This is a genomic window from Streptomyces sp. NPDC097981 (genome assembly GCF_040302565.1).
Classification (GTDB): domain Bacteria; phylum Actinomycetota; class Actinomycetes; order Streptomycetales; family Streptomycetaceae; genus Streptomyces.
In genome coordinates this window covers 107,562-124,298 of the sequence record NZ_JBEORW010000006.1, presented here as the reverse complement: position 1 = coordinate 124,298, position 16,737 = coordinate 107,562, and the positions used below count along the sequence as shown (strand labels likewise).

16 protein-coding genes and 2 pseudogenes are annotated in these 16,737 nt (G+C 70.8%); 11 read left to right on the top strand and 7 right to left on the bottom strand.

The annotated features are described in order from the left end of the window. A pseudogene (locus tag ABTY04_RS08245) lies at positions 1-435 on the bottom strand (hypothetical protein); the annotation flags it as partial. Positions 436-598: 163 nt separating this feature from the next. Here ABTY04_RS08245 and ABTY04_RS08240 point away from each other — a divergent pair. From ABTY04_RS08240 to ABTY04_RS08230, 3 genes are all read left to right on the top strand, one after another. After that, positions 599-1,339 (top strand): GOLPH3/VPS74 family protein, encoded by a 741-nt coding sequence (locus ABTY04_RS08240; protein ID WP_352212525.1) that lies wholly within the window; start codon positions 599-601, stop codon positions 1,337-1,339. A 247-nt stretch (positions 1,340-1,586) separates the two neighbouring features. Next, a complete protein-coding gene (locus ABTY04_RS08235) occupies positions 1,587-2,471 on the top strand; it encodes a helix-turn-helix domain-containing protein (protein ID WP_352212524.1) in 885 nt (294 codons plus the stop codon). 220 nt (positions 2,472-2,691) lie between these two features. Next, a complete protein-coding gene (locus tag ABTY04_RS08230) occupies positions 2,692-2,904 on the top strand; it encodes a DUF397 domain-containing protein (RefSeq protein WP_133897754.1) in 213 nt (70 codons plus the stop codon). A 159-nt stretch (positions 2,905-3,063) separates the two neighbouring features. Here ABTY04_RS08230 and ABTY04_RS08225 read toward each other — a convergent pair whose 3' ends face one another. Next, positions 3,064-3,915, bottom strand: a complete 852-nt coding sequence (locus tag ABTY04_RS08225) for a hypothetical protein (protein WP_352212523.1) — start codon at positions 3,913-3,915, stop codon at positions 3,064-3,066. Between the two features lie 161 nt (positions 3,916-4,076). Between ABTY04_RS08225 and ABTY04_RS08220 the strand changes: the two genes are divergently transcribed. Continuing rightward, positions 4,077-4,859, top strand: coding sequence for an SDR family oxidoreductase (locus tag ABTY04_RS08220; RefSeq protein WP_352212522.1), 783 nt, complete (start codon positions 4,077-4,079; stop codon positions 4,857-4,859). Positions 4,860-4,908: 49 nt separating this feature from the next. After that, the gene (locus tag ABTY04_RS08215) at positions 4,909-7,500 is read left to right on the top strand and encodes a bifunctional FO biosynthesis protein CofGH (RefSeq protein ID WP_352212521.1); all 2,592 of its coding nucleotides are present in this window, start codon (positions 4,909-4,911) and stop codon (positions 7,498-7,500) included. Between the two features lie 73 nt (positions 7,501-7,573). Here the strand turns inward: ABTY04_RS08215 and ABTY04_RS08210 are convergent, their stop codons facing one another. Beyond that, positions 7,574-8,668 (bottom strand): tyrosine-protein phosphatase, encoded by a 1,095-nt coding sequence (locus ABTY04_RS08210; RefSeq protein WP_352212520.1) that lies wholly within the window; start codon positions 8,666-8,668, stop codon positions 7,574-7,576. A 613-nt stretch (positions 8,669-9,281) separates the two neighbouring features. On the opposite strand from ABTY04_RS08210, the pseudogene ABTY04_RS08205 reads away from it, so the two are divergent. The 3 genes and pseudogenes from ABTY04_RS08205 to ABTY04_RS08195 form a co-directional block, all read left to right on the top strand. After that, positions 9,282-10,391, top strand: a pseudogene (locus tag ABTY04_RS08205) (ADP-ribosylglycohydrolase family protein); the annotation flags it as partial. A gap of 159 nt (positions 10,392-10,550) precedes the next feature. Then, complete coding sequence (locus tag ABTY04_RS08200) at positions 10,551-11,411, top strand: LLM class F420-dependent oxidoreductase (protein WP_352212519.1); 861 nt, start codon at positions 10,551-10,553, stop codon at positions 11,409-11,411. A gap of 78 nt (positions 11,412-11,489) precedes the next feature. Next, the gene (locus ABTY04_RS08195; RefSeq protein WP_352212518.1) at positions 11,490-11,744 is read left to right on the top strand and encodes a hypothetical protein; all 255 of its coding nucleotides are present in this window, start codon (positions 11,490-11,492) and stop codon (positions 11,742-11,744) included. Between the two features lie 608 nt (positions 11,745-12,352). Here ABTY04_RS08195 and ABTY04_RS08190 read toward each other — a convergent pair. Together ABTY04_RS08190 and ABTY04_RS08185 are read right to left on the bottom strand one after the other, a co-directional pair. Continuing rightward, on the bottom strand, positions 12,353-12,811 hold the full coding sequence (locus ABTY04_RS08190) for a hypothetical protein (protein WP_502996577.1): 459 nt from the start codon (positions 12,809-12,811) through the stop codon (positions 12,353-12,355). Positions 12,812-12,825: 14 nt separating this feature from the next. Then, positions 12,826-13,314 carry an ATP-binding protein gene (locus ABTY04_RS08185; protein ID WP_352212516.1) on the bottom strand — a complete coding sequence of 163 codons (489 nt, stop codon included), beginning with the start codon at positions 13,312-13,314 and terminating at the stop codon, positions 12,826-12,828. Between the two features lie 128 nt (positions 13,315-13,442). Between ABTY04_RS08185 and ABTY04_RS08180 the strand changes: the two genes are divergently transcribed. Both ABTY04_RS08180 and ABTY04_RS08175 read left to right on the top strand, forming a co-directional pair. Further along, complete coding sequence (locus tag ABTY04_RS08180) at positions 13,443-14,279, top strand: helix-turn-helix domain-containing protein (RefSeq protein WP_352212515.1); 837 nt, start codon at positions 13,443-13,445, stop codon at positions 14,277-14,279. Beyond that, positions 14,276-14,521 carry a DUF397 domain-containing protein gene (locus ABTY04_RS08175; protein WP_352212514.1) on the top strand — a complete coding sequence of 82 codons (246 nt, stop codon included), beginning with the start codon at positions 14,276-14,278 and terminating at the stop codon, positions 14,519-14,521. Before ABTY04_RS08180 ends, ABTY04_RS08175 begins: the two co-directional genes overlap by 4 nt. 486 nt (positions 14,522-15,007) lie before the next feature. Here the strand turns inward: ABTY04_RS08175 and ABTY04_RS08170 are convergent, their stop codons facing one another. Continuing rightward, positions 15,008-15,355 (bottom strand): DoxX family protein, encoded by a 348-nt coding sequence (locus ABTY04_RS08170; protein ID WP_352212513.1) that lies wholly within the window; start codon positions 15,353-15,355, stop codon positions 15,008-15,010. Positions 15,356-15,555: 200 nt separating this feature from the next. Then, entirely contained in the window at positions 15,556-16,158 is a 603-nt protein-coding gene (locus ABTY04_RS08165; RefSeq protein ID WP_352212512.1) for a hypothetical protein, read from the bottom strand. 149 nt (positions 16,159-16,307) lie between these two features. Between ABTY04_RS08165 and ABTY04_RS08160 the strand changes: the two genes are divergently transcribed. Beyond that, on the top strand, positions 16,308-16,706 hold the full coding sequence (locus ABTY04_RS08160) for a VOC family protein (protein WP_502996576.1): 399 nt from the start codon (positions 16,308-16,310) through the stop codon (positions 16,704-16,706). Positions 16,707-16,737: the final 31 nt, after the last annotated feature.

Below are 16,737 nucleotides of genomic sequence, written 5' to 3'. Positions count from 1 at the left end.
ACCACGCTTCGCGGCCGACGCCGGCTCGGAGTCCGAGGGCTCGTCCGCAGGAACAGATGCGGCATCGGCATCGGCATCCGTGTCGGAGTCCTCGGCGACCGGCTCCGGCTTGGACCCGGCCTTGTCGCTCTCGGCTCCGGACCGGGACGCGGACCCGGAGTCCACCCGTCCAGAGGACCCGGCGGCCGGCTTCGGCTCCCCGGCGGAGTCATCGGCATCCGCGTCGGACGTGGCCACCCACGCCGCGACCGCCTCGCGCAGCGGATCGCGGCCCTTGCCCTCACCCGAGGCGGTCCCGGACTCGGATTCCCGCGGCCGGAACACCGACAGCCTGGGGTCACGCTCCGCGGAGGACTTCGCCGCCCCCGGCGTTCCTTCATCAACCGACTTGTCGGGGGACTCGCCCGCCACCAGTTCCTCCTCGATCGCCACCACGTTCGGCTGTCCGAATGTCTAACAGTGTCCCGTCTAGGGGGCATCGCCCCCGTGCTAGACGAGAACGACATAGCTGCCGGTTCCCCTACAAAGCGACCAGGCGCTCTCGACAGATGAATGTGAGAGGCGTCACCCTGTCACTCATCCACGCGGGGAGGCATGGATGGGCAGGAGCCGCAGAACAATTCCGGAGGAGCTTCTGCTGCTCGCTTTGGACCCGACCACGGGTACCACGGCGCAGCCGCAGTCGCTCGACCTCGGCCTGGCCGGGGCACAGCTAGTGGAGCTGGCTCTGGCAGGACGGATAGCCCCTGATGGGGATCGTATCGCCGTGGTGATGCCACGGCCGACAGGAGATCCGACTCTGGACTCCGCACTGGAACTGCTGCGCAGGCGCGGCAGCCCGGTACGGGCCGTCCACTGGATCGGCGGACCCCGGCTGGGGCTCCGCCAGATTTACCTGGCGCACCTGGAGCGCTGCGGCATGGTCCATGCCGTCGCGGGCCAGATGTGCGGGGTACTGCCGACGACTCGCTACCAGGCGACCGACACGGCGATCAGCCGGGAGATCCGCGCCCGGCTCGACAGTGCGATCCGCACCGGCGTACCGCCGGACCCGCGGACCGCGGCGCTCGCCGCACTGGCCCACGCGGTCGGACTCGGCAAGCACCTGTACCCCGGCAACGAGGGGCGTTCGTCCAGGTCCCGGCTGCGGGACCTGATCCGGCACGACCCGATGGGCGGCCTCGTGGCGCACGCCGTCATGGACGTCCAGAACGGTGTGGCTGCGCAGCCGCGCCGTGACCGCGCACCGGCGGCCCCGCCGCCCGCCCGGGCCACGGCCAGCGGCGTTCCGCTCCAGGCGCGCCGGACGGGCGCGATGGCCCGCGCGGCCGCACACTGATCCACGGCTCCACAGCTTCACGGATTCACCGCTCCACCGAACCGCCATCGCCGCAACCGGTTCCCCCGATACCCCGGTTCGGGAGCCGCCAGCGCGCGGGATGGCGAGGCCGGTCCGCCGGCCCCGCCGTCCCGCGCGTCTGCATTTCCGGGCCGTTCTCCGGCGCCGCCCCGCCCTTCGGTGGCAGTCTGCTCACCATCAGACACGCAGAGGGACAGAACGAGAAGAAGGCGGAGGTGCCGTTCACGTGGCGTCCAATGTCAATCCCACCGTCCGACGCCGCCGACTGGGCATGGAGTTGCGCAAGCTCCGCGAGGACAAGGGCATGACGGCCGAGCAGGTCGCCGAGCGCCTGCTCGTCTCCCAGTCGAAGATCAGCAGGCTGGAGAACGGCCGCCGTTCCATCAGTCAGCGCGACGTCCGCGATCTGTGCGACGTGTACGAGGTCGAGGACCGCCGGCTCGTCGACTCCCTGATGCAGATGGCCAAGGACTCCCGCCAGCAGGGCTGGTGGCACGCCTTCGGCGACATCCCGTACAGCGTCTACATCGGCCTGGAGACCGATGCCGCCAGCCTGCGCACCTACGAACCCCAGATGGTGCCCGGCCTGCTCCAGACCCCGGAGTACGCCCAGGCCCTCATCCGCGGCGCGCTGCCCGAGACCGCACCGGCCGACGTGGAGAAGCGCGTCCAGGTCCGGATGCACCGGCAGAAACGGCTCTCCGAGACGGACAACAACAACCCGGAGGTCGGGCCGCTGCGGCTGTGGGCGGTCATCGACGAGGCCGCCCTGCGCCGGCACGTGGGCGACCCGCAACTGATGATCCAGCAGCTTGAGTACCTGATAGAGCAGTCCGAGCAGCCGTACATCACCGTGCAGGTGATGCCGTTCTCGATGGGCGCCCATCCGGGCGTGAACGGCCAGTACGCCATCCTCGAATTCCCGGACGCGTCCGACTCCACGGTCGTCTACATCGAGGGCGTGACGAGCGATCTGTACCTGGAGAAGGCCAACGACGTTCAGCAGTACAGCGTGATGTACGAGCACTTGCGTGCACAGGCGCTCAACGTCGAACAGACCCGTCAGTTCATCGCCGAGATCATCGGCGAGTATGCGGACAAGGGGAAGTAAAACCGGAGGCAGTGGACACCGCACTGACGGGCAGGTGGCGAGGGGTCCGGCACGGTACACCGTCACTCCCCAGCCACAGAAGTCCTGAATGGAATATGCCACTCGGTCGGGTGAACGACCCCTTCACCCGTCGGAAGGTGCCGGTAGCGTCGATCACGTCGGCCGGGAAGCCGAAATGGCCGACAATCCACTGGCACAACGAGCTGAACCGGAGAGAAACATGGCTATTCGTCAGGGCGCCACGGACAACTGGACCAAGTCCTCCTACTCCGGCGGAAACGGCGCCTGCGTCGAGGTCAAGTCCCCCGTCATGGAGGCCATCGCGGTCCGCGACTCGAAGGTGCAGGACGGTCCGTCCCTCACCTTCGCGCCGGGCTCCTGGACCTCGTTCGTCGCCGACGTCACCGAGGGCCGGCTGGGGCGCCTCGCCTGAGCGTCACGGCGTACGACCCCACCCCTTTCTCTGCATCACGCGCAACAACTGCATTACAGGCACCACCTGCACCACTGACTGAAGCCCTCTCGACTGGCCCGCCGTCCCGGCCGAGAGGGCTCGGCCATGTCCGGCTCCGTCTCCGCGCTCCGCTTCCGCTCAGCGGAGCTGGTCGACGTACCGGTCGGTCCCGGGCACCGTCGGGATGAACGGCGCCACCAGCTCGACCCGCCCCAGCCCGGCCTCGGCGACCTCCGTGTCCAGCCCCCGGAACCGGTCCCAGCAGGTGCGCGGATCGGCCTCCAGGAACCACAGCAGGGTCAGCCGGGTGTCGACTCCCTCGACCTGCTTGACGTACGTCATCCGGTCACCGGGCAGCGGCGTCGGCCGGAAGACCGTCACCATCGCGGCCGGCGAGCCGTGCAGCCGCTTGGGCAGGGTGCGCGAGCGCAGCCACTCCAGCAGCTCCGCCCGCTGCCCGGGACCGTCGGCGTCGACGACCTGGACGACGAGGCCGGCGTACGGGTGGTCGAGGGCGTGGAAGTCCCGGGGACCGGCGGCCCCGTCGCGGTAGACCGTGGCCTCGTGGTCCTGGAAAGCCGTGAAGACGTGGGTGCGGTCCTGGTAGACGCGGCCGTCCCGGTTCAGCCGCTTGTTGATGCCGACGGTCCACTTCATGTGCGCGTCGTAGCGGCCCTCGGTGACCCAGTACGTGGAGATGTAGCACCCTGCGGTGACGGGCTGGGCGACGGCCGACTTCTCGGGGTAGCGCAGCTCCTGGAGTTCGCGGGTGGCGACCCAGCGGCGGCCCGCGTACATCCAGGGCATGGCCATGGCGCCGGCGTAGTAGTGGTCGTCCTCGTACCAGCGGTTGTACGCGTACTCGTGGCCCGGGTGCGGTTCGACCATGGTGATCAGCGCGTGGCCGGGACGGACGCCGTACGGCCCGACGGCGGCGAGCTCTGCGTAGGCGTCGGCGCGGGTGTCGCGGCCCTGCTCTTCTGTCGTCATGGGGAAGGGTCTAGCTGATGGGGCATCAGATAGCGAGGGGGTGCGGGCCGTTCCATCCCGCCGGCCGGGCCCGGGCACCCCGCTCCCCTTCCCTCCCCCGGCCGCAGGCTCTAGCCTGACGCACCGTCAGATATACGAACCCCTCGCCGGGAGGCACGCGCATGCTGCTGCAAGGGAAGACCGTCATCGTCTCCGGCGTCGGGGCCGGGCTCGGCCACCAGGTGGCCGCCGCCGTCGTACGGGACGGCGGGAACGCCGTGCTCGGGGCGCGGACCGAGGCCAATCTCGCCAAATCCGCCGCCGAGATCGACCCCGACGGCACCCGCACCGCCCACCTGCCGACCGACATCACCGACGAAGGCCAGTGCACGGCCCTGGCCGAGCTGGCCCGGACCCGCTTCGGCGGGATCGACGCCGTCGTCCACGTCGCCGCCTGGGACTCGTACTTCGGCGGCCTCGAAAACGCCGACTTCGGCACCTGGCAGCAGATCATCGACGTGAACCTGCTCGGCACCCTGCGCATGACCCGGGCCTGCCTGCCCCCCCTCAAAGCGGGCGGCGGCTCCGTCGTCATCATCGGCACGCAGTCCGCCGTCGCCGCACCCAACGAGGTGCAGCAGGCCGCCTACGCCGCCTCCAAAGGCGCGCTGACCTCCGCGATGTACTCCATGGCCCGCGAGCTCGGCCCGCACCGGATCCGGGTCAACACCGTGCTCCCCGGCTGGATGTGGGGACCGCCCGTGCAGGCCTTCGTCACCTTCACCGCACACACCGAAAACGTCCCCGAAGCCGAGGTCCACGCCCGGCTCACCGACCGCATGGCGCTGCCCGACCTCGCCACCGACGGGGACGTCGCCAACGCCGCCGTGTTCCTCGCCTCCGACCGGGCGCGCGCGATAACCGGCCAGTCCCTGCTGGTCAACGCCGGTGAGCTGATGCGATGAGCCCCCGAAGCCGCCTCGTCCGCGGGCCCTCGGATCGTATGCTCACGGCATGACCACTCCGAGTGACGCTCCGACCGAAAACGCGATGCGCCGCGCGCTGCGGCGGGCCCGCGACGGCGTCGCGCTCGACGCGACCGAGGCGGCCGTACTCCTCCAGGCGCGCGGCAACGACCTCGAAGACCTCGCCGCCTCCGCCGCCCGGGTCCGCGACGCCGGGCTCGCCGCCGCCGGGCGGCCCGGCGTCATCACGTACTCGAAGAGCGTGTTCATCCCCCTCACCCGCCTGTGCCGCGACAAGTGCCACTACTGCACCTTCGCCACCGTCCCCGGCAAACTCCGCCGGGCCGGCCACGGGATGTACATGTCCCCCGACGAGGTGCTCGACATCGCCCGCCGCGGCGCCGCACTGGGCTGCAAGGAAGCGCTCATCACCCTCGGCGACAAACCCGAGGACCGCTGGCCCGAGGCGCGCGAGTGGCTCGAAGCACAGGGGTACGGCGACACGGTCTCGTACGTACGGGCCATCTCCATCCTGATCCTGGAGGAGACGGGCCTGCTGCCCCACCTCAACCCGGGCGTCATGTCCTGGGCCGAGTTCCAGCGGCTCAAGCCCGTCGCGCCGTCCATGGGGATGATGCTGGAGACCACGGCCACGCGCCTGTGGTCCGAGCCCGGCGGCCCGCACCACGGCTCCCCCGACAAGGAGCCCGCCGTCCGCCTGCGGGTGCTGGAGGACGCCGGCCGGTCCTCCGTCCCGTTCACCTCCGGGCTGCTCATCGGGATCGGGGAGACGTACGAGGAGCGCGCCGAGTCCCTGTTCGCGCTGCGCCGCGTCTCCCGCGCGTACCACGGCATACAGGAGCTGATCATCCAGAATTTCCGCGCCAAGCCGGACACGGCGATGCGCGGCATGCCCGATGCCGAGCTGGACGACCTCGTCGCCACGGTCGCCGTCGCCCGGCACATCATGGGCCCCTCCGGCTGCCTCCAGGCGCCGCCCAACCTGGTCGACGGGGAGTACGCCCGGCTGATCCGGGCCGGCATCGACGACTGGGGCGGCGTCTCGCCGCTGACCCCCGACCACGTGAACCCCGAGCGCCCCTGGCCCCAGATCGACGCGCTGGCCGAGCAGTCCGCGGCGGCCGGATTCGAGCTGCGCGAGCGGCTCTGCGTGTACCCGGAGTTCGTTCAGCGCGGCGAGCCGTGGCTGGATCCGCGGCTGCTGCCGCACGTACGGGCGCTGGCCGATCCACAGACCGGCCTCGCGAACCCGGACGCCGCCGTCACCGGCCACCCGTGGCAGGAACCGGAGGAGGCGTTCACCTCCGCCGGGCGCACCGATCTGCACACCGCCGTCGACACCGAGGGCCGGACCGGCGACCGGCGCACGGACTTCGACCACGTCTACGGCGACTGGGACGCCCTGCGCGAGGCCGCGGCGCCCGGCATGGCCCCGGAGCGCATCGACACGGACGTACGGGCCGCGCTCGCGCAGGCCGCCGACGACCCGGCCGGGCTCACCGACGACCAGGCCCTCGCCCTGCTGCACGCCGATGGCCCGGCGCTGGACGCGCTGTGCCGGATCGCGGACGACCTGCGCAAGTCGGTGGTGGGCGACGACGTCACGTACATCGTCACGCGGAACATCAACTTCACGAACGTCTGCTACACCGGCTGCCGCTTCTGCGCCTTCGCGCAGCGCCGCACCGACGCCGACGCGTACACCCTCTCCCTCGAACAGGTCGCCGACCGGGCGGCCCAGGCCTGGGACGTGGGCGCCGTCGAGGTGTGCATGCAGGGCGGCATCCACCCGGACCTGCCCGGGACGGCGTACTTCGACATCGCGCGGGCGGTGAAGCAGCGGGTCCCCGGCATGCACGTGCACGCCTTCTCCCCGATGGAGGTCGTCAACGGGGCCACCCGGACGGGGATGTCCGTACGGGAGTGGCTGACGGCCGCCAAGGAGGCCGGGCTGGACTCCATCCCGGGCACGGCGGCGGAGATCCTGGACGACGAGGTCCGCTGGGTGCTGACCAAGGGCAAACTGCCGACGGCGGACTGGATCGACGTCATCACCACGGCGCACGAGCTCGGGATCCGGTCCTCGTCGACCATGATGTACGGGCACGTGGACCAGCCGCGGCACTGGCTCGGGCACTTCCGCACGCTGGCCCGGATCCAGCAGGAGGCACGGGCGAAGGGCGTGGACGGTTTCACGGAGTTCGTGACGCTCCCGTTCATCCACACCAACGCGCCCGTCTACCTCGCGGGCATCGCCCGCCCCGGTCCGACGGTCCGCGACAACCGGGCGGTGACGGCGATGGCCCGGCTCCTGCTGCACCCGCACATCACCAACATCCAGACGAGCTGGGTGAAGCTGGGCGCGGAGGGCGCGGCCGAGATGCTGCGGTCGGGGGCCAACGACCTCGGCGGCACGCTGATGGAGGAGACCATCTCCCGGATGGCCGGGTCGGGTTACGGCTCGTACAAGTCCGTCCGGGACCTCATCGCCGTCGCGGAGGCGGCCGGGCGGCCCGCGAAGGCCCGTACGACGCTGTACGGGGAGGTCCCGCAGGAGAGGCAGGAGGCGGCCCGCGCCTCGGACGGGCACCTGCCGGAACTGCTGCCCGTACTGGACTGACCCGGCCGGCACGGGGGAACGCGGACGGCCCGGCCGGGGAGATCCGGCCGGGCCCTCGCCCTGCGGCGCGGCATCAGCCGACGAGGAGGTCCTTCTTGAGCTGCTTCAGCTCGCGGGCATCCACGCCGAGCCCGTCCTTCAGGTACCGGTCGAAGGTGCCGTACTCCGCCTTGACCTCGTCGTAGCCGGAGTTCAGGTACTCGGGGTGCACGTCGAGCATCGGCTTGTAGACGGCGGCCTGCTGGGCCGGCAGGTGCGACAGGACGGCGTCGTTGGCGGCCTTGCGGTAGTCGTTGCTGGCCAGGTAGTCGGCCATGACGATGTCGCTCGGCACGCCGAGGGCGGTCAGCAGGGTGGCGTTCGCCCAGCCGGTGCGGTCCTTGCCGGCGGTGCAGTGGAAGAGGACCGCGCGGTCGCGGTCGCGCTCCAGGCCTTCGAAGACCTGGCTGTACGCCTTCCTGCCGCCGTCTGCGCCGACCATCGCCTTCTCCGCGTCGACCATGGCCTTGACGGCCTCGGCGGGCGACTTGGGCATGGCCTGGAAGGAGCCGGAGCCGGCGAAGACGTCGGCGACGGTGTACGTGGCGCCGGCGGGGACCTTGTCGGCGTCCTTGGTGCGCTCGTCCGCCATGCGGAGGTCGAAGACGGTCTTGACGCGCAGGCGCCGGAGCTTGGCCAGGTCGGCCCCGGTCAGCTTGTTGAGGGCGTCGGAGCGGTAGACCTCGCCCATCTTGACCCACTGGCCGGTGGTGGTGCGGTAGCCGCCCGCGTCACGGAAGTTGACCGTCCCCTCCAGCTTGACCAGCCGGTCGGCGAGGTGCAGGCCCGTACCGCGGTCGGGCGTGAAGTCGAACCACTGGCGGTCGGCGGCCGGCAGCCCCGACACCACAGCGGTGCCCTCGGCTCCGCCCTTGGCGACGACCTTGCCGTTCGCCTTGATCTCGACCCGCTTGATGCCCTGGGCCTTCCACTTCAGGGTGAACGCACCGTCGGCGCCGGCGGTGACGGTGGCCTCGGTGAAGGGGATGGCGGTCCGGCTGTGGTGGTGGCCGGTCCAGGGGAGGTCCCAGCCGGTGGAGGCCGGGGCCGCGGTGGCGGCGGGGGCCGCGACCAGGAAAGCGGTGAGAGCGGAGGCGACGACGGTCGCGGCGGGGAGTGCCTTCTTCATGCCCTTGAGGCTGTTGGCCCCCGAAGAACTCTGCATGAACGAGACATGGCCGAAACCGACCGGCTCCAAGGCGAGTGGCAAAACGTGCCATGAGTCGATCAGGGCGCGTTACCTGCACATCTGCCGACCCTTTCGAACCGGATGTGAACGAGATGTCTCCGGATCACCTCCATATCCCCGTACGCATTCCAGCCGTTCTGCACTCGCATACGGGCTGCTGGACCTTCTCCCTCCGGATCTGATCGGACGTGTCCATTACAGTGCGCGCCAAAGCATGCGGGGGCGGGGCAGGGGGATCGCGATGGACACGGCAACGGACAAGGCGACCGGCGGACAGCCGGACCCGACGGCGCCCGGAACCGACCTGAAGCGGGAAGCCGGGGCCGGGACCGGGGCCGGGACCGGGACCGGGACCGCGGCCGGGACCGGGGCCGGGGCCGCGGCCGGGACCGGGGCCGGGGCCGTAACCAGAGCCGCGACCGGCACCGGGGCGCGAGCCGGAGCAGCAGCCGCGGCAGCGGCAGCGGCAGGCGCCGCCACGCGAGCCGCGACCGGGACCAGGGCCGGGGCCACGCCGCGGAGCGGCGATACCCTCGGCGGCCGGCCCAGCCCGAGCACCGGCCTCTGGGGCCGCGCCGAACAGCAGGACTTCCGCAGCCGGATCCGCGGCACCCTCCTCGGCTCCGCGCTCGGCGACGCCCTCGGCGCCCCCGTCGCCGACCTCTCCCTCGACGGCATCCGCGAGGCCCACGGCCCGCACGGCCTGACGGAGCCCGCCCCCGCGTACGGGCGCCGCGGCACGGTCACCGCCGCCACCCAGCTCACCCTGTTCACCGTCGACGGGCTGATCCGCGCCCACGTGCGCCGGGACACCGGCGCCTGGCACCCGCCCACCGACATCCACCGCGCGTACCTGCGCTGGGCCGCCACCCAGCACGACTGGGGCCCCGACGAGCGCCGCAAGGACAACGGCTGGCTCGCCCGGGAGGAGTGGCTCTACGCCCGCCGCGGCCCCGACCGCGCCTGCCTGACGGGCTTCGCCGACGACACCCTCGGCACCCTCGGCCAGCCGAAGAACCCCACCGCCCGCGACGCGGCGGCCGCCACCCGTTCGGCCCCCTTCGGCCTGCTGGTCGGCTGGGCGCCCGCCCTGGTGCTCCAGCTCGCCACCGAGTGCGCCGCGCAGAGCCACGGCCACCCCGCCGCATACCTCTCCGCCGGGGCATTCGCCGTCATCGTCCACGGCCTGACCCGCGGCGACTCCCTCGACGCGGCCATCGAGCGCGCCCTCGGCCTCCTCGGCTCCCGCCCGGGCCACCAGGCCGTCACCGACGCCCTCCAGCGCGCCGTCTCGGCCGTCCCGCAGGCCCCGCCCTCCCCGGACACCGTCGCGTCCCTCTCCCCGGGCGGGGGCCGCGATGCCGAGGACGCCCTCGCCGTCGCCGTCTACTGCGCCCTGGTCGCCGAGGACATCCCGCACGGCCTGCGCCTCGCCGTCAACCACGACGGCGACTCCACCGCCACCGGGGCCCTCTGCGGCGCGCTGCTCGGCGCCCTCCACGGCGAGACCGCCCTCCCCGGCACCTGGCTCGCGGACCTCGAAGGCCGGCCCACCCTGCTGGAACTCGCCGACGATTTCGCCCTCGAAATGACCCAGGGCCCCTCCCTGCACGGCCCGGCGGTCTCCGCTTCGGGCTGGCCGGCCCGCTACCCCGTCGGCTGACGCCCCCTCAACATTGCGGCCCGCAGGCCGTAGCGTGGCCCTTCGCCGGTCCCGGGAGTCACGGACGACCCGTACAGCCGGGAAAACCCGTACAGCCCGTAAGCCCATACCGGCCGGAGACCCCGGACAGCCCGGACAGCCATGGAGGTGCCCTCAGCCATGCGGATCGCCACGACCATCTTCCTGACCGACCACACCATCTCCCCCGTCCGCCTCGCCCGCTGCCTTGAGGAGCGCGGATTCGCCGGGCTCTACCTCCCCGAGCACACCCACATCCCGGTCGCCCGCGACACCGCCGCGCCCATGGGCGGCGAGCTCCCCGAGATGTACGGGCGCACCCTCGACCCCTTCATCGCCCTCGGCCAGGCCGCCGCCGTGACCGAACGCCTCACCCTCGGCACCGGCATCACCCTGGTCGCCCAGCACGACCCGATCGACCTCGCGAAGCAGATCGCCACGCTGGACCACCTCTCCGGCGGCCGCTTCACCCTCGGGATCGGCTACGGCTGGAACGTCGAGGAAGCCGCCGACCACGGCGTCGACTGGCGCACCCGCCGCGAACTGGTCCGGGACCGGATGGCTCTGATGCGCACCCTGTGGGCCCCGGAACCCGCCGCGTACGTGGGCCAGTTCTGCTCCGTCCAGGCCAGCACCGCCTACCCCAAACCGGCCCAGCCCCCGCGCGAACTCGGCTCCGGCCACCTGCTCCACGGCCCCCGCACCCTGATCGGCGGCCAGGCCGGCCCGAAGCTGTTCTCGGCCATCGCCGACCACGCCGACGGCTGGCTCCCGATCGGCGGCGGCGGCCTCTCCGAGTCCCTGCCGGTGCTGCGCCAGGTCTGGGAGACCGCGGGCCGCGACCCGAAGACCCTCCAGGTGGTCCCGTACGCGGTCCAGCCGAACCCGGGCAAGCTCGGCCACTACGCCGACCTGGGCATCGAGGAGGTCGTCCTCCAGCTCCCGTCGGCGAAGGAGGCCGAGATCCAGCGGGTGCTGGACGGCTACGCGCAGTACCTCTGACCTGTGGACCGGCTCCAATTCGGTCGACGCGGGCGAGGGCTCGGCCCGACCATGGCCTCCGAGAGGGGGCTGATCCACATGCCTGGTCAGCGCAAGCGCAAACGGAGCAGGGAGCGGGCCCACCGCCGGGCGGAGGACGTACCCGGCCGCTGGGAGCCGCTGTTCTCGACACAGGAGCACTCGGAGCTGAAGGAGTACGTCCGCCGCCTCCACGCCGAGGGCAAGGTCACCGACCCCACGCACCTGAGGATCGACATGTTCTGCGGCCGCCTCGTCCACCCGACGACCTACCGGGTGAGCATCTACGTCCCGGTCCCGGAAGGATCCGCATGAACCACCCCGCCGGCGACCCTGACGGGGCGGTGCGGCGCGCTCAGTCCGTGATGCGGCGCACGGGCTGCCCTCCCGGCTCTTGCGCGCCCTCGATCGCGGAGAGGTCGATCTCGCCGTCCGCGACCAGCTGTCGCATGCGCTCGACTGCCACAGCTCTGCGGCGGCGATCTTCGGCAGCCGGATGGCTTCCGCCGGGTCCTCGTCCAGGCCGATCGCCGTTCGGGCCGAACAGCAGGCCGCCGGGGCTGCTGCTCATCGACGCTCCGTAGCTCGCGGATGCCCGGTCCCCGCGAAGGTGATCCAGCAAGTGTCGCAAGCCGTGTCCACGAGGTACCAGATGCGCCCGCCGCCGGTTACTTCGATCTGCCACTGGCGGCAGATACGCCCGCGGTGTGCGCCGTGGGCCAAGCTGCCCTTCAACCGGTGATGCCGGGCCGTTTCGACGGCCGGCGCGGGATCCGTGCGCATGACGGTCCATGCCCGGAACGTGTTCTCGGGAGCCTGCCGGGCGAGGCTCTCCCAGCCCTTGGCCGAGGCCGCGTCAGCAAAGCGGACTTCCCACTGGCCTTCAGGCGCGGGCGGCGCGGCGCGATCTCCGCGCCCCGCCGTCATACGACGCCTCGCGGGTCGGGCACCGGGCCGTAGTCCGCATCGTGGTCCGTGGTCAGCGCGTCGAGCAGTTCGGGGTCGGAGTGGACCTCGGCCGTGTGCTGCCATGCGACGAGCAACTGGGCGACAGAGGCGCTGTTGCCGATGGAGTCGGCGGCACGCATGGTGTCGACCAGTTCGACAGCGAACGCATGCACGTCGGGCTCCGGCAGGAAGCGAACCCATGGAAATGCGTCCGGCAGTATGTCCAGGAGCAGCTCCATGCTGCCGGGCTCGCGCCGCGCCATCGCAGCCAGCATCCGGGTCGCAGCCGAAACCACAGTCTGGTCCTGCTCAGCTCGCGCTGCAGTGGTGAGGACCAGGTCCTCACCGTCTCTGCGGTGCAGGAGGAGCCGTGGCGATTCCTTGAGCCGAGCCAGTGTCTGCTTGTTCTTGTTCACCAGTTCGGAGAAGTTCACAGCATTCTCAGCGGTCACATCTTTGAAATTACTTCGAAACTGCCACGGTCGCCATCACCCACAAGAGGGGCACAAGCCGTCCTGACGGCCAGCTCGGCCCAGACGGTTTTGCCGATCAGCCGGTCCGTGACCCCCCAGTCGGCGGCGAGGGCATCGACGATCCGCAGGCCGTAGCCGCCCTCGGCCTGGTACGCGTGCGGCTGCACGGCGGGCCTCCGCTCCCGCCGGGCGTCGGACACCTCGATGCGGAGCACGTTCTCGACGAGGGTCAGCTTGAGCTCGAAGTCCCGCCCGGCGGCGTGCCCGTGGGTGACGGCATTGGCGGTGAACTCGGCGACGATCCGCTCCGCGTCCTCGGAGAGCGGGGTGCGGTGCGGGATCCCCCAGTCGTGCAGCTCGACCATGGCGAGACACCGGGCGAGGCGGGCACCGCGCCGGGTGCTGCTGAAACGCTGCGTGAACACGCGTACGAGGGTCTGGGCGGGGCCAGAGGGTGCGCTCATGGAAGCAACGTCCCCTGTGAGTGGGGCTGTTCCACAGAAACCCGACCGCTACTTTTCATCTGTACGAGTTCACGCTCTGGACAGTAGCGGTCACTACCCGTGAGCCTGGCATCCGGGAGGTGACCGCGATGGCGAGCCAGGAGGACAGCGGTGACGGCGAGGTCGAGCCGGACAGCGACCTGCGGAACTTCGGCGAGACGGTGAAGGCCTTCCGCAAACGGGCCGGACTGACCCAGGAGCAACTGGCCGAGCAGGTGCGGTACTCGATCCAGTACGTCGGCTCGGTCGAGCAGGGCCGCCGGCACCCGTCGGCGAAGTTCGTGAACCGGGCGGAGGAGGTCCTGGATGCTTTCGGCGTGATCCGCATCGCCGCCAAACAGCTACATCGGCGACGGGGGCTCGCGTCATGGTTCAGGCGGTGGGCCGAGCTGGAGGACATCGCGGTCGCGCTCAACACGTACGAGTGCCGGTCGATTCCAGGGCTGTTACAGACGCAGGCGTACGCGCGCGCCCAGATCGACAACGTCCCCCCGTTGGCCACACCGGGCCAGGTCGAGGCACGCATCATGGCCCGCGCCGAACGACAGAAGCTCCTGATGCGCACCCCGTACATCGCCTTCAGCTTCATCATCGAGCAGTCGGTGATCGAGCGGCAGACCGGCGGACCGGAAGTGACGCGTCAGCTGATCGACCACCTGTTGGAGTGCTCGAAACTCCCCAACGTCGACATCCAGATCATGCCGCTGATCCAGCCGCTTCACGCGGGGACCGATGGCCCCTTCCGCCTCCTCGAAACCGAGGACAACGAGTGGCTGGGCTACAGCGAGGGACAGAAGACGGGTCACGTCATCTCCGACGGAAAAGCCATCAGCGTGCTCCATCAGCGGTATGCCAAACTTCGTATCCAGGCCCTCAATCCTGCTGACAGCGCGGGCCTGTTGATGCGAATGCGAGGATCCCTGTGAACAGCTCCCCGTTGCAGTGGTTCAAGAGCAGCTACAGCGGCAGCGAGGGTGACGACTGCGTCGAGGTCGCGCTCACCTGGCACAAGTCCACTTACAGCGGCAGCGAAGGCGACAGCTGCGTCGAGGTCGCGGCATGCGCCGACGCTGTCCAGATCCGGGACTCCAAGCTCGCGGCGAGCCCGGAACTTGCCGTGCGCCCCGGGGCCTGGACGGCTTTCCTCAGCGGGGTCACCGGAGCCTGAGCTCCGGCCCGACGGCGTCGGAAGAGGTGCCGGGGGCTGCCCGCCAGTCTCACTGTCCTTCCGTGCCGGGCCGGTCCCTCAAGGGCGCTCCTTCGTCGCGTCGCTACGCGATGGCCTTCGGCCACCCTTGACCGACCGTCCCGCCCCGGAATGCCAAAGACTGTCGGGAAGCCCCCGAAGGAACGGCATGGGGGACATATGGGCACACGGGTCCATCAGAGATCCCGGACAGAGTCCGCTGTCGTCCGTACCTCAGTCCACCAGGACCACCGGTCCGGGCCGGCGACGGGTCCGCGGGGAGGGGATGGCCCCAGATCGGCCCCTTTCCCGACCCGGGTGGGGTCAACCTGCACCAGACGGCGATGAGATGCCCATCGTGTGCCGGGTGGCCCCGCGGACGCTTCAGATCGCTACGCGCTCCTCTTTGTTCGGCGTCCGGCGGCCGTCCGGGGCTGGTCCGGCCGGATGCGGGAGAGCTGGGGAGGCTCAGGCGGGGAAGCCGAGGGTGAGGGCGGCGACGACGGGGGCCATGTAGAGGAGGGGGAAGGGGACGTGTGCGTATGAGCGGGCCCGCAGGACGGCGATCACGGCACCGGTGAAGTACAGGATCAGGCCGATCGCTGCCATCAGGCCGATGACCGGGACGAACAGGCCGACGAGAAGGCCGACCGCGCCTGCGGCCTTCGCCGTGCCCAGCAGGTTCCACGACGACTGCGGGACCCCGTAGTCGGCCAGCGGCTCGACTACGAACTTGGCACGGGCGAAGACCGATGCGCCCGAGAAGCCCGACATGACGGCGGCGACGACGGTGACGACGGTGGCGGTGGTGGACATTGGATGCTCCTCATCGGGCGGGTTCGTTGCGCTCTTCACTCCAATGACCCGCCGCACCCCACATGTGTGACAGCCCGCCGAAAAAATCTTCCGCACACCCCGTGCCGGACCGATCGCCGCCAGACCACACCGGCTCCGCACGATCCGTAGGCGGATTCGACGCGTCCGCGGGGAACCGCCCTCGTGCCCGCCGGCCGGCCTCACCCCTTGCAGTCGTACTGCTTGGCAAGGTTGTCGACGGCCTCCAGGACGACCGTACGGGACGCCGCGATCAGGGCCGCGTCGTTCCAGTTCTCCGCCACGACGACGCCGGGTGCGACCTTGAGGGTGACGGTCACGTATCGGGCGTCCGTCTTCATCTCCTTCCCACAGCCGGCAGGAAGCTGGACTTCGCTCTGCCGGGGTCCCACCCAGCCGGAGCGGCCGGCGGTGAGCTGGGTGGCGCCCTTCATCGGGGCATCGAGGGTGTCGGCGGGCCGGGCGTCGAGGGTGTACTGCAGCCGGTCGGCCCCTTCGATACGCCGGCTGACGAAGCAGACGGCGGAGAACACCGGGCCGGAATCGTCGTCCACGACGAGCTCGCCGCCCTTGCGGTCGTCCAGCACACCAGCCGTCTCCCGCGTGAGCATGCCCAGACACAGATTCTCCGCCCGGAGGTCCTTGAGCGTGCTGGGCCACAGCTGCACCGCGGCGACGACGGCCGCCGCAGCGACGAGCACGGCGGGCAGCACCAGATACCTCTTGTCCATCAGCAGCCCGCCCCCGACCGAGCGTTCTGTGGCCCACTCGTCTTCGAACGACATCGTCGACACCCCCGTGTCTCGTCGCAAAGCTGCCCGCCGCGCCACGTTACCCACACACCGCGGGGCGGTGCAGCCGTGATCGATCAGTCGTACGAGTCCTTTGCATGCGGACGAGATCGCAAGCGCGCCAACCCCCGTACGCTCCACGCGTGATCACTTCAGGTACCCATGTGCGTATCGCCCGGCCCTCCCTCGACTTGGCCGCCGCCGAGCGGTTCTACGTGGACGGGCTCGGGTTGCTGGTGCAGTGGCGCAGCTCCGATCCCGCGCCCGGGGAGCACGAGTTGCTGATGGTCGGGCCCGCCGGTGGCAGCTGGCACTTCGAGCTCACCCGGAATCCCGAGAACCCCGTCGCGCCCTCCCCCACCGCCGACGACCTGTTCGTCGTCTACCTCGGCGAGGCCCCCGACGAGGCCCTCGTCCGGCGGCTCGTCGAGCACGGCGGGACCCGGGTCGCCGCGCACAACCCGTACTGGGACGAGTACGGGGTCACCGTCGCCGACCCCGACGGCTACCGGCTCGTGCTCTGCTCCCGGACCTGGGGCTGATGGCGGGAACCGCATGCGCCATCCCGGTGAG

Excerpts from the sequence above, each read along its gene's own strand:
- ABTY04_RS08225 (WP_352212523.1), bottom strand. The coding sequence starts at position 3,915 with ATGACGACAGAAGAGCAGGGCCGCGACACCCGCGCCGACGCCTACGCA.
- ABTY04_RS08165 (WP_352212512.1), bottom strand. The coding sequence starts at position 16,158 with ATGTCGTTCGAAGACGAGTGGGCCACAGAACGCTCGGTCGGGGGCGGG.
- ABTY04_RS08200 (WP_352212519.1), top strand. The coding sequence starts at position 10,551 with ATGCGGATCGCCACGACCATCTTCCTGACCGACCACACCATCTCCCCC.
- ABTY04_RS08210 (WP_352212520.1), bottom strand. The coding sequence starts at position 8,668 with ATGAAGAAGGCACTCCCCGCCGCGACCGTCGTCGCCTCCGCTCTCACC.
- ABTY04_RS08170 (WP_352212513.1), bottom strand. The coding sequence starts at position 15,355 with ATGTCCACCACCGCCACCGTCGTCACCGTCGTCGCCGCCGTCATGTCG.
- ABTY04_RS08215 (WP_352212521.1), top strand. The coding sequence starts at position 4,909 with ATGACCACTCCGAGTGACGCTCCGACCGAAAACGCGATGCGCCGCGCG.
- ABTY04_RS08185 (WP_352212516.1), bottom strand. The coding sequence starts at position 13,314 with ATGAGCGCACCCTCTGGCCCCGCCCAGACCCTCGTACGCGTGTTCACG.
- ABTY04_RS08230 (WP_133897754.1), top strand. The coding sequence starts at position 2,692 with ATGGCTATTCGTCAGGGCGCCACGGACAACTGGACCAAGTCCTCCTAC.
- ABTY04_RS08220 (WP_352212522.1), top strand. The coding sequence starts at position 4,077 with ATGCTGCTGCAAGGGAAGACCGTCATCGTCTCCGGCGTCGGGGCCGGG.
- ABTY04_RS08240 (WP_352212525.1), top strand. The coding sequence starts at position 599 with ATGGGCAGGAGCCGCAGAACAATTCCGGAGGAGCTTCTGCTGCTCGCT.
- ABTY04_RS08195 (WP_352212518.1), top strand. The coding sequence starts at position 11,490 with ATGCCTGGTCAGCGCAAGCGCAAACGGAGCAGGGAGCGGGCCCACCGC.
- ABTY04_RS08180 (WP_352212515.1), top strand. The coding sequence starts at position 13,443 with ATGGCGAGCCAGGAGGACAGCGGTGACGGCGAGGTCGAGCCGGACAGC.